Here is a 16,373-nt window from a genome sequence, read left to right as displayed (position 1 = left end):
AGAAAGGAAATATTAACTATGAAAAAAGAATTGATATATTTTAATATAGAAGATCATTATGGGGGGAATCAAAATTGGTTTTGGGATCCTATGATGAAACTAGGAGGTTGTGCAGCAGTTACGGCTTGTGACTTATGTGTTTATTTAAATATACTTATAGGAAGTGAGCATTTATATCCATTTGATATTAATTTCTTACAAAAATCAGACTATATCAAATTCTCTAATATAATGAAACCTTATCTTCGCCCTAGAATGACAGGAATCAATACTCTACAATTATATATAGATGGATTGGGAAAATATCTATATGATGTTAATGACCAAGGTATAAAGATGACACCTTTTGGGGGAGAAAATTCAGTATTTGATGGTAAAAAAATAGTTATAAATCAAATAGACAAAGAAATTCCCATACCATTTCTTTTATTAAAACATAAAAATTCAAAGTTAAAAGAACTTGTATGGCATTGGTTCTTAATTGTTGGATATGAGAAAAGTGATGATGAATTATTTATAAAAATAGCAACCTATGGAAAATATAACTGGATTTCATTTAATGAGTTATGGGATACGGGGTATGAAGAAAAGGGTGGAATGATAATTGTAGATATACAATAAAAATATGTAGGCATTATAAAGGGTAGAATCTATACTTAAAATACGAGGAAGGTGATACGAATGTTACGTATAGGAGAGTTTTCAAAGTTGAGTAAAACAACAATAAAAACACTTAGATATTATGATGAAATAGGTTTATTAAAGCCAGAAGAAATAGATGAATTTACGAAGTTTCGTTATTACAGTACTTCTCAACTTTTTGAACTTCATAAAATACAATCATTACGTCAGATTGGATTATCTATTGATGAGATTAAATCAATTATTTCAGGCAAAGATGCCAAATCCCAGAATATTGTTTCATAGTTTATTTGGACAATGAATATAAAGAAAAAGATATAAATTTGGAATTTTGTGAGGCGGTGGAGCAAATTAAACCAGATTTTGATGATATTGTATTTAAGAGGATAGAAGCAACTAAGGTAGTGTCTGTAATGCACAAAGGACCTTACAGAGATTTGTCTAAGGCTTATGCTTTTGCGTTTAAATGGGTTGAAGAAAATGGATATACTTTAGTAGATAGCCCTAGGGAGAATTATATTGATGGTATTTGGAATAAAGAAAGTGAAAAAGACTGGTTAACAGAACTACAACTACCTATTGAGAAAAAATAATAATTAACGTATAAAAAAAGCCACTGATATAATCAATGGCTTTTTTTTCCGCTTAACCAAATGTTAAAATCCACATTTAAAAAATCATCTATATCTTTTGATACTTCTTCACTTAAATCAGAAACTCTTCCCTTAGAAACTACTTGAGGATTTATATATCTTCTTTTAGCAGGAATGTTAACCCAATATCCATTATTAGGTTTTTCCTTACTAGTAAATATCTGAGAAAGATTTCTAAAGTCATTCCACTTAGATTTTAATTCTTCATCTTCCTGTAGTTTCTCTATAATCTTATCCTCTACAGTATATAAGTCATCCATATTTATAAGTTTTTTATCAACTGCTAATTTTAATAAATCAGCTAAATACTGCATGGAAAATCTATCTGCATTACAAGTATAGACTTTAGAATTCTCTATACATACAGAGGTGAACTTTATAGCTTGCTCTAAGGTACTAAATGAAATTTCGTCTTCTCCAGATTCATTTTTACTTACAACTAAGTCATTGTACATACCTTTTATTTCATCAATAGATTTGAAACCATAATAAAAAGCATTCCCAAGAGTATATTCCAATCTATCTGCTGATAGTAGTGGTGAATCATTATCAGCAATTGGATACATATGATAATTCTTTACATCCTCAGTTGTTAAGCTATATTTTTTTAGGATAGTTTGTATTTCAGCAGAGTTTGCTATAATTTCTTCCGTCTTTTCTTCTGTAGACTCTTGATTTTCATGGTCTCCATTTAAAAAATCAATCACATGAGCAAATACAGGTGAGCTTATATCGTGTAGCAGACCTGCTATGGATTGTTTAATATCTTTTGTAAAATGCCAAATTATAAGAGCAACTCCTATACTATGATTATATCTAGTATAATTTTTACCCTCAGAAAATATGGGAAAGTTAGTATACTCACATCCGCAGTTCATACCTATATTATTAAGTCTTTTAAATTCAGGTGTATTTATTAATTCCTCTATAAATATGGGGAAATCTTTGCTATATATATCTATTAAACTCAAATTAATACCTCCTTCAAATTTGTAGTAAAACTTATTATATAACAGAGTATATCCAGTTGCAATTTAAAAAATATAAATAAGTTAAAACCTTTTATAAAAAATTTATGTCTAATAAATAAAAAGGAAAAGAAGCTATATTTGTCAAATTAAGATTTTATGAGGGGGAATGATCTAAATGAAAAAGAAAATTAAGAAACTAAGTAGACTAGTAATTGTTAGCATGATGATAATATCAGTATTTATATTAAGTGGTTGTAGTGATAAAAATGAAATGAAAAATACTGTTAAAAATTATACTAAGTTATTAAATGAAAAAAAATATGGTGAACTATATGAAATTTTAACAACAGATTCCAAGGAGTATATAAAAGAAGAGTTTGGTGGTAAAGAAGGATTTGTAAATAAATACTCTGCCATATATTCAGCAATGGGAGTAAATAACATAAAAATAGATGTGGGTGAAATTAAGGATAAATCAGAAATACCTATTACTATTTCAATGAATACTATTGGTGGAAAATTAAAATATGAGGATGCAATAATTAAGCTGAAAAAAGAAGATGATAAATATAAAATATGTTGGAACGAAAGCTTGATTTTGCCGGATATGGTACAAGGAGATAAAATTAGGGTAAAAGTTAGCAATGGTAATCGAGGAGAAATTCTTGATAGAGATGGTAACTTATTAGCTTATAATGGTGAAGTAAATTATATAAATATAGACCCTAAATTATTTAAAAAGGAGGATATAAGTGACTTAGCTAAGGCACTTGACATAAGCGAGGAATATATAGAAAAGAAAATTGAAAATAATATAAACCCTGATTATGCAATAAATATTGTAAAGGTTTCTAAATATGAAGAAGATAAGGTACAGGAAGCTTTAAAAATAGAAGGTGTAATGTCACAAGTAGGAGCTTCTAGGGTGTATGCAAAAGGAGAAGCTTTTGGAAGTTTACTTGGCTATATAGGCGATATAACAGCAGAAGAATTAGAAAAAAATGCTGGCAAAGGATATACAACAAGTAGTCAAGTAGGGAAAAATGGATTGGAGCAAGTTTATGAAGATACATTAAGAGCTACAGATGGAGTTCATATATATATTGAAAGAGGAGGAGAAGATATTACGCTTGCTAAGATAAAATCAAGTGATGGCAAGGATATAAAATTGGCGATAGACTCGGATTTACAAAAATCAGTTTATGATCAAATGGATAATGAAAAAGGTGCATCTATAGCCATGAATTCAGCTACAGGAGAAGTATTAGCCATGGTAAGTTCACCTTCTTATGATTCAAATACAATGGTGACTTACAAAACTAAAACTATAGCAAAAGAGTGGGAAGAAAATAAAAATGCCAGTTTTGATAATAGAGCAAATAATTTATACTCACCAGGATCTACAATGAAACTTATAACAGCATCTATAGGAATGGAAAATAAGGCAATAGATCCAAATGAAAAAATGAAGATAGAAGGAGTAAATTGGCAAAAATCCTCATCCTGGGGAAATTATAAAGTTACTAGGGTAAAAAATGTAAGTTCTGTGAATTTATATGATGCTGTTGTAAATTCTGATAATATTTATTTTGCAGATAAAGCTATAAAAATAGGTAGTGAAAATCTTATAGAAGGAGCTAAAAAGTTTGGATTGGGAGCTGATATAAAATTTGAATATCCTATGTCTAACTCTCAAATATCAAATAGTGGAGCTATAGATAGTGAAATTTTACTAGGTGATACAGGTTATGGACAAGGAGAAGTTTTAACAACACCACTTCAAATAACTATGGCATATTCAGCTTTAGGAAATGAAGGAAAAATTATGACTCCAAGACTTGTGATAAGTGAAAATAAAGAAGAAAAAGTGTATAGTGAAGCTATACAAAAGAAATATTTAAAAGAATTACAAAAAGACTTTGCTGGAGTTATAAATGATTCTAATGGAAGTGGATATTTATGTAAAATAGAAGGTGTTAATTTGGCCGGGAAAACAGGAACAGCAGAAATTAAATCAACTAAAGAAGATGAAACTGGAAATGAAAACAGTTGGTTTGTTGCTGTAGACATGGACAACTCTAAATTAGCTATATCTATGGTTATGGAGAATATGAAAGATAAATCCACATCAAAGTATTTAGTACCTAAAGTTAAAAATATAATGAAAAGTTATATATCAGAAGATAAATAATATATAATATAAAAAAGGTCAATTTTACTAGGTTGACCTTTTTTATATTATAAACTCCAACTGACTGGGGTAATGGCTTTTTTAAGTATTACCTAAATTAAGAAAATGAAATTTTTGAGTTATATATTAAATTCTTCTCCATCATGATTTACTTCAACTATTTTATCTTTGTAATCTAATGAATAATTAGAAGATTTAAAAATTTTAACTAAAGAGTAAGTTTTCCAAAGATGCATTGGAAATGCTATCTTAGTATTAGTGTTTTTCATAAAATAATCAAAACCTAAATAATATTGTTCACCTTGTCGAGGGTCTAAAGGTAAAAAGGCAAGGTCTATATTTTTTCCTTTTATTTTATTTATTGAAGATTTAAATATTTTTTCAGCATAATCATTTTCTTCAGGAGAGTTTTCACCTTCCCAGTGCCACCAGTTTAAATCTCCAGCATGATAAATTGTTTTATTTTCTACCCTCACAATAAAAGCCACACCTAAATCACTAGATTCAAGAGTTTCTATTCTTAAATCATCGATTAATAACCTTTCATTAAGACCTATAAGTTTTATATTTTCTGATTTTGGAGCATTTATATCGTTTGACAATATATAAGTCACATTAGGTTGTGTTTCCTCTATTTTAAAAATAGATTTATTAAAATGATCGTGATGAGAGTGACTTGAAAATACATATAACTTCTTGTTTTTATCGAAATATGGAATATTTCCTTGGAAATAATCAAAAAGTAATATGCAATTATCAAGTTCAGCGCTAAAGCTACTATGGTGAATATATGTTATTTTCATATTGAAATCCTTTCTTATCAATTATTTTATATGTTATGTAAATTATAATTTTATTATATATCAAGCACAACAAATAATCTTAAAGATTTATAAAACTCCATAAGTTCTACATATTTATTTTATATAATAAAAGTAAATATGTAGAAAGGATGTGATTTATATGGATAGTGACCCTAGGTTGAAAATAAGCAATAAGTATAAACAGAGAGAGTTCATATATAATCACAAGATTTTATTATTGATGATATGAACTCTTTAGTATGGAGGGATTATTATGGTACAAATAGTAAGTAATTTAATTGAAGAAAGAAAAATATTAGAACTAAGTGAATACTTTGCAAATTTAAACTCTGTTGATATAGCAAAGGATATGGTGGATTTAAGAAATGAGGATATAGTATTAGCTTTTAGAATACTGCCAAAGGATACGGCAGTAGAAGTATTCTCATATTTAGAATTAGATATGCAAGAATATATAATACAGTCCATAACGGATAGTGAATTAAAAGATATAATAGATAAATTATTTTTAGATGATACGGTAGATATTATAGAAGAGTTACCTTCTCATATAGTTAAAAAAGTATTAAAGAATACTTCAAAAGAAAAAAGAGAATTTATTAATCAATTTTTAAAATATGATGAAAATACAGCAGGGGCAATGATGACCATAGAATTTTTAGACTTGAAAGAAAGTATGACGGTAAAGGATGCTATAAAGTATATTAGAAATGACTCTTTAGATAAAGAAGATGTGGATACTTGTTTTATAATTGATAACAATAGAAAAATAAAGGGAACGCTACATCTAAAAGAGTTAATATTAAATAATGAAAAGACACTTATAGAAGATATAATGAATAGAAATATTATATGCACAAGTACAGTGGAGGATCAGGAAGTTGTAGCTTCCGAGTTTAAAAAGTATGATTTAACATGTATGCCTGTATTAGATAAGGAAGATAGGCTAGTGGGGATTATAACTGTAGATGATGTCATGGATATCATAGATAAAGAAAATACAGAGGATTTTCAAAAGATGGCAGCCATACAGCCCAATGAAGAGTCATATTTAAAAACTCCAGTGTTGGAGTTAGCGAAACATAGAGTTATATGGTTATTAGTGCTAATGATATCAGCCACATTTACTGGTTCTATAATAAAGAAGTTTGATGATGTGTTACAATCAGTAGTAATATTGGCTGCATTTATTCCAATGTTAATGGATACGGGAGGTAATGCAGGTTCACAGTCTTCAACTTTAGTAATAAGGGGATTGGCACTTGGAGATATTGAGATTAAAGATTATTTAAAAGTAATGTTTAAAGAATTTAGAGTAAGTTTAATAGTTGCTACTGTTTTAGCAAGTGTGAATTTTCTTAGAATATATTTATTAGAAAGAACTGAATTAGCCATATCTATAACTGTATGTTTAAGTTTATTTTGTACAGTTATAATAGCAAAAGTAGTTGGAAGTTTGTTACCTATAGTAGCTAAAAAACTAAAATTTGATCCAGCTATAATGGCTAGCCCTTTAATTACTACAATTGTAGACACTTTTGCACTTATGATATACTTTACTTTAGCAAAAGTATTACTTGGAATATAAAATCTTCTCTGCATGAGTCGATGCTTCATGCATACATTTGCTACGTTGCAGATATATGCTTTAATTTGTTTGAAGAAGACATGGTTATAAATAATATAAAAGATCTGTTATGACAGGTCTTTTTACATATTAGAAAATTATATTGCTCTCAAATCTGTTAAAAACTCATGAAACTAAGTAATACCAAAAATATTGAACTGTAAAAAGTTAGTTTTTGAGCAAGATCATTGCCTTAAACTGCATGTCGGTCACACATTGGCTTAAAGTGGTAAGGTTTGCATATCGTTTGAGTAACGGATTTATACGAAGTGGTAATGAGGACATATCGTTGATTACATGATTCTCAACTTTGGCGATATGAAGTGTTTCGCCGACACGTAGCTCAAGCGAAGCAAATTTTTTATGGCATAAATAGGTTTTATATAAAAATATATTAAAGAAATACTATAATATATATAAATTTTGTAGGAGAAGTTATATGATAAAAATATTAGTAGTTGACGATGAACAAAAAATCTGTGAATTTGTAAAAGCATATTTAGATAGAGAAGGGTATGAAGTTACTGTTACCTATAATGGAAAAGATGCAATTGAAAACTTTGAAAATACAGACTATGATCTAGTCGTTTTAGATAGAATGTTGCCAGATATAAGTGGAGAAGAAGTTTGTAGATATATTAGAAAAAAATCTGATCTACCCATAATAATGCTTACAGCTAAGATTGAGGATGAAGATAGGATAGAAGGTTTCACTTTAGGATGTGATGATTATTTATGTAAACCATTTAATGTGAGGGAGTTAGTATTTAGAGTAAAAGCTATTTTAAAAAGAAGTAATAAAATAAGTGAAGACAATATAATAAAGATTGGTGACGAAGTAGAAATAGATACTTTATCATATCAAGTAAAAATACGAAAAGAACTTGTTTCACTAACTAATACAGAATATAAAATATTGTTACTTTTACTATCTAACCCGCACAAAGTATATACAAGAGCAGAAATATTGGAACAATTAGAAGAAGGATATTATGAAAAAGATGATCGTGCAGTTGATAGTCACATAAAGAATTTAAGACAAAAAATAGAAAAAAATCCAAAGGACTGTAAGATTGTACAAACAGTTTATGGAATAGGATATAAATTTGGACTTAAAAAATAAAAGCATTTCACTTAGAAATATAATAATAATATCCTTCTTAACAATTATAGTATTAACCATATTATCTATAACAATATTTGTAACAAAGACTTTTGAATCAGAGTTTGGCAAATATGTGGATGATAGTAATAAATCAGAAGTAAATCATTTAATAAACTTTGATTTAAATAATATATACAAAGAGAAAAATTGGGATGTACACTTAATAAAAAAATTGGCTGAAGATTCAATAGAAAAAGGAATTGTGCTGGAAGTTTATAATAAAAATAATAAGCTAATTTATGGAATATTAGAAGATGAAAAAAGTGAGTCAAATGAAATATTAAATAATATAAGAAAAAATATGCAAAGTATAGAAGAAAATTGGACTCCTAAATTGGAGCAGTATAAAATTGGTATATATAATGAAAATAAGGATAAAGTGGGATATGCTCAGATATTATATTATAAGTCACTATATTATATGGAAAATGATATTATGTTTTTAAATATAATCAATGATTTTATGAAAGTTATAAGCCTTATATCCATAGGAAGTGTAGTGCTAATTGCATTTATTATATCAAAGTCAATTTCTAGATCTATAGAAAATGTTTCTTCTAAAGCAAAAAACATGAGCGACGGAAAATATAATGATAAACTTAAATACAATAGCAATATAAAAGAAGCAAAAGAACTAATAGAGTCAATTAATAAATTATCTTATAAGTTAAATGAACAGGAATTGCTTAGAAAGAGAATAACAACAGATGTGGCTCATGAGCTTAGAACACCTCTAACAAGTATTCAAGGCCATTTGGATTGTATGATAGATGGTATATGGGAAGCTACTCCAGAAAGGCTGAGCAGTATAAGGGAAGAAACTGACAGGCTTAGTAATTTAGTAGGACAACTTAAAATATTGTCTAGATACGATAGTGAAAGTAATATGATAAATAAAAGTAAAGTTAACTTAAATGAATTTATAGAACATTTTATTTACAACTATGAAGGTGATGCTTTATTTAAGGATATAAATATAACTTATGATTTGAAAGAAATATATATTAGTCTTGATAAAGAACAATTTTCTCAAGTATTAGCAAACTTATTATCCAATGCTATTAAATATACAAATATTAATGGAAAAATACATATAAAAGCTTATGAAGATTGTAACAATGTGATTATATCTATTAAAGATAATGGAGTAGGAATTCCTAAAGATGAGATTAGTTTTATTTTTGAAAGATTTTATAGAGTAGATAAATCAAGAGACAAAGAAACTGGAGGAATTGGAATAGGATTATCCATAGTGAAGAGCATAATTGATGCTCATAATGGACAGATCTTTGTAAATAGTGAAGTAAATAAGGGAACGGAGTTTGTAATAATATTACCAAATAATAAAAATAATATTTAATATGAAAAGAGTATCTGAAGATTTATGCAAAATAAATTCATAGATACTCTTTTTTTATCAAAGTGTTTTTATTATGACTAGAATGTCACATTAGTGGTCTTATTATATTTTTTAACTTATTGTATAATAATTATAAATAATGGAAAATTTGGAGGTAATCATGATAAATATTCTTATGGTAGAAGATGACTCTACGATAGCTTTTGGGGTGAAGTATGCTCTAGAACAAGAAGGATTTAAAATAGATATAAGCAAAGATTTGGAGAGTGCTAGAAGTAATATAAATGAAAAAAACTATGACATAATTCTTCTAGACGTAATGCTTCCAGATGGTAACGGCTATGATTTTTGTAAAGAAATAAGAGAAATAAAAGATATACCTATAATATTTTTGACTGCATGTGATGATGAGGTAAATATAGTAATGGGACTTGATATTGGTGGAGATGATTATATGACAAAGCCTTTTAGAGTTAGAGAGCTTATATCTAGAATAAAGGCTGTAGTTAGAAGAAATAAGGGAGAAGATAAGGGGAAGAAAATTCTAAAATATGGAAATTTAAGTATACACACATTAGAGGCTAGGGTGTATAAAGGTAGTGAAGAAGTATTTCTAACATCTGCTGAATACAAGCTACTATTAATTCTAATTCAAAATGAAAATATAGTTTTAAGTAGAAACCAAATTCTAGAAAAATTATGGGATGTAACTTATGATTTTATTAATGACAATACATTAACAGTTTATATAAAGCGTCTTAGAGAAAAAATTGAAGATGATTCAAGTAATCCAAAATTTATAATTACAGTTAGAGGTATGGGATACAAGTGGAATGGAAGTGAAGTTAATGTTTAGATATAATGTGGAGATGAAAAGTTTTATAAGGCGTTTTTTTGCCTTATTTTTTATTACTATTATCATATGTGGAGGAATAACAATACTGACTTTAAATATTATTAAAGAAAAAGTAGTAGAAAATAATCAAGCAATTATAGGTAATATCTTAAGTGATAGACCCGAATTGGAAGAAAAAGTTATGGATGTAATTACTCAGGGAAATTCCAAGGAAAATATAGATTTGGGTAAAGAAATATTAAGTAAATATAATTATAATAGCAATATAACTTTAAAAAATGAGCCAATAATAAATGAAAGTGCAAAATATATTTTTAATATTAATTGGATATTTATATGTGTTATTTTGATACTATTTATTTTCCTCGCACTTAGTTATTTTAAAAAGATTTATGATGATATAAAAGATATGACAGACTATGTTTACAATAGTTCTGAAGGTCGAAATTTTGAGATGAAGAATAGAAATCAAGAAGGTCAAATAGGTCTTTTAAAAACTGAATTAATTAAGATGACTAATATATTAAAAGAAAAAGTAGAGCTTTTAAATAATGAAAAAATATTTTTAAATAACACAATTTCAGATATATCTCATCAGCTAAAAACGCCTATGACATCTTTAGTAATATTAAATGATTTGATGTATGAAGATTTACCGAAAGAAACAAAAATAGAATTTTTAGATAAGATAAAATCTCAATTAAATCGTATGGAGTGGCTTGTAAAAAGTATGCTAAAGCTTTCTAAGGTGGAAGCTAAGGTTATTGATTTTGATAAAAAAGAAGTTAAAATTCATGAATTGATCAAAAGGTCTGTAGCACCTAGTTTAATACCTATGGAAATTAAAGATATTAAACTGAGTATTAATGGAGACGAAAATACAAGTTATATTGGTGATATAAATTGGTCAAGTGAAGCATTTGTAAATATAATAAAAAATTGTATAGAACATACTCCAAATGGTGGAAAAATAGATATTAATTATGATCAGAATCCTCTATATTGTGAAGTTGTAATAAAAGATAGCGGAGAAGGTATAGATAAAAAAGACTTACCTCATATTTTTAAACGATTCTATAAAGGAAAAACCTCAAAAGAAGATAGTGTCGGTATAGGTCTAGCCATGGCAAAATCTATTATAGAAAGTCAAAATGGAGATATATACGTAGAAAGTGAAAAAAACAAGGGTACTGAGTTCCATATAATTTTCCATAAAACTTATAGTGACTAATTTGTAATTTTGCATTCACCTCAGTGTAAGAGTGAAAGTTTAGTATAAAGATATAAATTAAAAATTATAATGGTTAGTGAAAAATTATGGAGGGTAATATGGAAATTTTAAAAATTAAAAATTTAAGCAAGACTTATGGTAAAAATGAAGCAAAAGTAGATGCTTTAAAAAATATAGATTTATCTATAAATAAAGGAGAATTTGTTGCCATAGTAGGACCTAGTGGAAGTGGTAAAAGCACACTGCTACATTTAATAGGAGGGGTAGACAAACCAAGTGAAGGTAGCGTTTATATAAATGATGTGAATATATATAATTTAAAAGAAAAGGACTTATCCATATTTAGAAGAAGAAATGTAGGACTTATATATCAGTTTTACAACTTAATACCAGTGCTTTCTGTTAAGGAAAACATACTGCTTCCTGCTGAGCTTGATAATAGAAAAATAGACAAAGAGTACTTAGATGATTTATTAAAAACTTTAGGATTAAAGGAAAGGGAAAATCATCTTCCAAATGAACTTAGTGGAGGACAACAACAAAGAACTTCAATAGGTAGAGCTTTAGTTAATAGACCTGCCATAGTGCTGGCAGATGAGCCTACAGGTAACTTAGATAGTAAAAACTCAAAAGAAGTAATAGAATTATTAAAATTATCAGTGAAAAAATATAAACAAACTTTAATAATGATAACTCATGACCCTAACATAGCACTTCAAGCAGATAGAGTTATAACTATAGAAGATGGAACTATAAAAAGTGATGAGGTGATATAAATGAATTTATATACAGCTCTTACACTTAGATACTTAAAGGAAAATAAAAAAAGAACAATAGTTACAATTATAGGAATCATACTTTCTACTGCATTAATTTGTGGTATAGGAAATATTTATAATAGTTTTATGGATTATCAGGTTAGAGAAACTGTACAAAGAAATGGTGATTTTCATGCCACATTTTATGATGTACAAAATAAAGATATTGGCAAGATAACTAAAAGTGCAGGAATATCTAAATATGGATATAGTGATAATTTAGGATTTGGAAGATATAATGATGAAAAGTTTTTATTGCAGATAAAGTCTTACGACAAAGAATCTTTTGATGGATACCAAATATCTTTAAAAGAAGGAAAGCTTCCAACTAATAATAAGGAAATAGTAGTCAGTGAAGATTCAAATTTATTAAAAGAGAAAAAAATAGGGGATATAATCACTATTAGTGTTGGAAAAAGAGTAACTAAAGACGGAGATACTTTAACAGGTTCTTGGATGGATGAGGATGAGAAACTTATAGATACTCATAAAGAAGAGTATAAAATAGTAGGTATAATAAGTAAACCTGGTTTTGAAGATGGAAGACAAATTACAACAGCCATATCTTATTTAGATATAAATAAGATGGGAAGTAAGGATGACGTAAATGTATCTATTACTGCTAATAATCCAAAAGAAATTTATAATATAGCAGGAGTTATTGCTAAAAATTTAGGTTTAAAAGTAGAGGGTATAGAGAATGGAGAATCGGATTCTTCTTATTATAATAATGAAAATGGAACATATTATGAAAATTTACAGTTCAATGAACATTTATTAAGATTACAAAGTGCTAGTGCTTATGACAATATCAATGGAGGTATTGATAAAATCATAATACTTGTTACTTCTCTAGTAATAATTTGTACCATAGCAACAGTATACAATGCTTTTTCTATATCTATTAGTGAGCGTAAAAGACAATTTGGTATACTAAATTCCATAGGAGCCACAAAAAGCCAAACTACGAAGCTGGTATTAATGGAAGCTTTTTTAGTAAGTATTATAGGTATACCCTTAGGATTACTTGCTGGAACAGTTGCTATAGATATTGTTTTTAAAATAATAGGAAGTCTTTATGGAAGTTCTCTGATAGGAGAATTGGGACTAAGGGTAGTATATAGTCCAGCAGTGATTATATTAAGTGCAATAATCGTAATAATAACCATATTAATATCAGCCATACTTCCAGCAAGACAAGCATCTAAAATATCGCCACTGGAATCAATAAAAAACAGTTCTAACTTAAAAATAGGAAAAGTAAAAGATTCAAAAATAGTAAGAGCTCTATTTAAGGCAGAAGGTGTACTTGCTTATAAAAATTTAAGAAGAAATAAAAAGAAATTTAGAATAACTTTATTCTCTCTTATTATAAGTGTTGTTATATTTATTTCTTTCAGTGGATTTATGACTTTATTTATAAATGCTAATAAAGTACAGTTTGGAGAAGTAAACTATGATTTGAGATTATCTTCAAGTACTGCTATGGATGATAAGCCATTGGAGGAGTTAAAAAATATTCCTGGAATTAATAGAGTCGCTGAAATAAATGACTATTCAATGGGAGTTTATTTACCAGAAAATAAAATAAATAAAAACAATGAAGATTTAATTAATGATACTGCTTACTTTTCAAAAGAAAAAATAGATAATAAAATTGTATATGATATATTAAATTGTTTAATAAAATTGCCTGGAGACTTTGAAATAAATAAAATAAATCTTAAAGAAGGTAGTTTTGAGAAAAAAGAAGCTATAAAAGAAAATGGAGTAATCTTTGTAAGAAAAAGTTATTACGAAGAACCGGGTAAAAAATATGAATTTGAATTAACAAATTACAAAGTTGGAGATACAGTCAAAGCTTATATATCAGATTATGATGGAGAAAAAGAAATAAGAAAAGAAATTGACCTTAAAATCATGGCTATAACTGATGATATATCAACAGGAAACTCTGGATATAATTATATGGGGCTTGATTTTATAACTTATGATGAAGTAGGCAAAAAGTTTGGACTTGAAGCAAATGCTAACGAGGTTTATATTTCTACAAATGGAGACGAAAATATAAGAAATACAGTAAAAGATATTGCAAATCAATATGCTTATAATGTATCAGATATAATGGAAAACGTAAAGTCAATGCAAGATACACTTATGGTAATGCAAATATTTGTTTATGGATTTGTTACTGTAATTTCTTTAGTAAGTATAACTAACATAGTAAATACAATTAGTACAAATATAAACTTAAGAAAAAGAGAATTGGCAATAATCAAATCCATAGGAGTTACTCCTGGTGGATTTAATAAGATGATATATCTGGAAAGTTTGCTATATGGAGCTTTAGCTTTAATTTATGGTATTCCTCTAGGAATTGGATTGGTAGCTCTTATGAATGTCATATTAGGAGATGTTATCCAAATGGGATTAGTACTTCCTTGGAGTGCTATTGCTATATCTGCCATAGGTATATTTGTAATCACGTTTATTTCAGCATATATTCCTATGAAGAAGATAAATAAAGAAAATATAATTGAAAATATTAGACAAGAAAGTATATAGATTATTTAACTGAAATTAAAAAATGCTCTTTCACACAACTATTATAGTAGGGTGAAAGAGCATTTTTATATATTCGTGATTATAAGTTATATTGTTTATAATAGTTTAATCAAATGGATTTTCAACTATACTTATTAAATCTGATGTTTTAACTTGTTCAGCAGTATTTTTATACGATTTTTCTATTTTACTTTCTGACAAGTTGTTTATTTTATCTAAATCTGATTTGTTAGCAAGAGGTATTATTTCATAAACATACTTAGCAGTTTTGCTATTGTAATATTTATTTAACCAAGTAGGTATACAAGTGACTTTTTCAACTTTAGCTTCTTCATCAGTGTTATTTTTACTAATGTCTATATTTATCATCAAACCATCTTCTGTATATTGATTAAATTGATCTCTAGTTTGATTAGATAAGAAGTTTCCAAGAGAATAAGCAACTACAGTTTCATGTTTACCATCTGCAGATTTTATAGATGTAACAGGTTGTACCACGTGAGGGTGAGAACCTATTATAACATCCACACCAGCATCACAAAGCTTTTGAGCTAACTTTTGTTGGAAGGAATTCTCTTTAAGAGAATATTTGTCTCCCCAGTGTAGATAAACTACTTGTAAATCAGTATCTTTCATCTTTTTAAGAGTATAGTTTATATTATTAAATGCCTTATCTATACTTGTAGAGTCAAAGATATTAACACTGTTTTTGTATTCATTGGAGATTTTCACATCATTTAAGTATTTGTTATCGTTAATAATTCTTCCATAAGAATAAGAAGTAATACCTATTTTTATATTATTAACATTTTTTACTATATATCTATCTCCGTTATTTTCTCTAGTTCCAATCACATCAAGTTTTTTATCTTTTAAGGTTGCAAGAGTATTTTTTATACTTAAATCACCCTTGTCATAAGCGTGGTTATTTGCTGTAGATATTAAATCAAAACCAGCATATTTTAATCCATCAGCAAGTTCATCTGGTGAATTGAATTTTGGATAAGAGCTATATCTATAAACTTTGTTACCTGTTAATGTTGTTTCCAAGTTAACCATGGAATAATCAGCATCTTCAACATATTTTTTCACATACTCAAAGTTATTGTTGAAATTATATTTTGCTGTAGATACATCATATTGCCCAGTTAGCTGAGCGTTGTATACCATAGTATCTCCCACGGCTAATAAAGAAGCTTTATTGACATTTTTTTTTGTAGGCGTAAATACAGATGCTTCTTCTGATTTATTTTTAGAAAATATGGAAGTCTTATTAAGACTACTAAAAGAGAATACTCCCATAATAAGTATACTTAAGCTGAAACAAATAAGAAATTTCTTAGTATTGATATTGTTATGATTGTACATTTTATGCCCCCCCTTCTTAAAATATAAAATAATCATATAACTTTATATTATCCATAAATTAGTATATTTTCAATTAAAAGTTTTATTTTGTATAATTAATAG

General features: G+C 27.5%; 14 protein-coding genes. 11 read left to right on the top strand and 3 right to left on the bottom strand.

The annotated features are described in order from the left end of the window. From NSA58_RS06170 to NSA58_RS20690, 3 genes are all read left to right on the top strand, one after another. The coding region (locus NSA58_RS06170) for a hypothetical protein (protein WP_257560263.1) at positions 1-621 on the top strand (621 nt) is incomplete at its 5' end. A 60-nt stretch (positions 622-681) separates the two neighbouring features. Then, positions 682-927: a MerR family transcriptional regulator gene (locus NSA58_RS20695; protein WP_052232783.1), complete on the top strand. Its 246-nt coding sequence runs from the start codon at positions 682-684 to the stop codon at positions 925-927. A 38-nt stretch (positions 928-965) separates the two neighbouring features. Beyond that, a complete protein-coding gene (locus NSA58_RS20690) occupies positions 966-1,235 on the top strand; it encodes a GyrI-like domain-containing protein (protein WP_316712327.1) in 270 nt (89 codons plus the stop codon). 32 nt (positions 1,236-1,267) lie between these two features. Here NSA58_RS20690 and NSA58_RS06160 read toward each other — a convergent pair whose 3' ends face one another. Next, positions 1,268-2,266, bottom strand: coding sequence for an HD domain-containing protein (locus NSA58_RS06160; RefSeq protein ID WP_079764696.1), 999 nt, complete (start codon positions 2,264-2,266; stop codon positions 1,268-1,270). A 175-nt stretch (positions 2,267-2,441) separates the two neighbouring features. Between NSA58_RS06160 and NSA58_RS06155 the strand changes: the two genes are divergently transcribed. Beyond that, positions 2,442-4,457 carry a penicillin-binding transpeptidase domain-containing protein gene (locus NSA58_RS06155; protein ID WP_079764697.1) on the top strand — a complete coding sequence of 672 codons (2,016 nt, stop codon included), beginning with the start codon at positions 2,442-2,444 and terminating at the stop codon, positions 4,455-4,457. A 119-nt stretch (positions 4,458-4,576) separates the two neighbouring features. Here the strand turns inward: NSA58_RS06155 and NSA58_RS06150 are convergent, their stop codons facing one another. Continuing rightward, a complete protein-coding gene (locus NSA58_RS06150; RefSeq protein WP_074429193.1) occupies positions 4,577-5,260 on the bottom strand; it encodes an MBL fold metallo-hydrolase in 684 nt (227 codons plus the stop codon). A 274-nt stretch (positions 5,261-5,534) separates the two neighbouring features. Here NSA58_RS06150 and mgtE point away from each other — a divergent pair, with 274 nt between their 5' ends. The 7 genes from mgtE (at position 5,535) to NSA58_RS06115 (ending at position 14,903) form a co-directional block, all read left to right on the top strand. Next, the gene (gene mgtE / locus NSA58_RS06145) at positions 5,535-6,869 is read left to right on the top strand and encodes a magnesium transporter (protein ID WP_074429194.1); all 1,335 of its coding nucleotides are present in this window, start codon (positions 5,535-5,537) and stop codon (positions 6,867-6,869) included. Positions 6,870-7,347: 478 nt separating this feature from the next. Next, positions 7,348-8,031 (top strand): response regulator transcription factor, encoded by a 684-nt coding sequence (locus tag NSA58_RS06140; protein ID WP_074079204.1) that lies wholly within the window; start codon positions 7,348-7,350, stop codon positions 8,029-8,031. Next, entirely contained in the window at positions 8,015-9,433 is a 1,419-nt protein-coding gene (locus NSA58_RS06135; protein WP_257560262.1) for a sensor histidine kinase, read from the top strand. The genes NSA58_RS06140 and NSA58_RS06135 overlap by 17 nt, the downstream gene beginning before the upstream one ends. A gap of 160 nt (positions 9,434-9,593) precedes the next feature. Next, positions 9,594-10,289 carry a response regulator transcription factor gene (locus NSA58_RS06130; protein ID WP_039679635.1) on the top strand — a complete coding sequence of 232 codons (696 nt, stop codon included), beginning with the start codon at positions 9,594-9,596 and terminating at the stop codon, positions 10,287-10,289. Next, a complete protein-coding gene (locus tag NSA58_RS06125; protein ID WP_257560261.1) occupies positions 10,267-11,520 on the top strand; it encodes a sensor histidine kinase in 1,254 nt (417 codons plus the stop codon). The genes NSA58_RS06130 and NSA58_RS06125 overlap by 23 nt, the downstream gene beginning before the upstream one ends. A gap of 98 nt (positions 11,521-11,618) precedes the next feature. After that, entirely contained in the window at positions 11,619-12,296 is a 678-nt protein-coding gene (locus NSA58_RS06120) for an ABC transporter ATP-binding protein (RefSeq protein ID WP_074079207.1), read from the top strand. Continuing rightward, positions 12,297-14,903, top strand: a complete 2,607-nt coding sequence (locus NSA58_RS06115; RefSeq protein ID WP_074429195.1) for an ABC transporter permease — start codon at positions 12,297-12,299, stop codon at positions 14,901-14,903. 105 nt (positions 14,904-15,008) lie between these two features. Here the strand turns inward: NSA58_RS06115 and NSA58_RS06110 are convergent, their stop codons facing one another. Beyond that, positions 15,009-16,271 carry a CapA family protein gene (locus NSA58_RS06110; RefSeq protein WP_074079209.1) on the bottom strand — a complete coding sequence of 421 codons (1,263 nt, stop codon included), beginning with the start codon at positions 16,269-16,271 and terminating at the stop codon, positions 15,009-15,011. Positions 16,272-16,373: the final 102 nt, after the last annotated feature.

The sequence above is a fragment of the Terrisporobacter muris genome (assembly GCF_024621905.1).
GTDB lineage: Bacteria > Bacillota > Clostridia > Peptostreptococcales > Peptostreptococcaceae > Terrisporobacter > Terrisporobacter muris.
The sequence above is the reverse complement of the archived record's forward strand: the minus strand, read 5'-3'. Positions and strand labels throughout refer to the sequence as shown.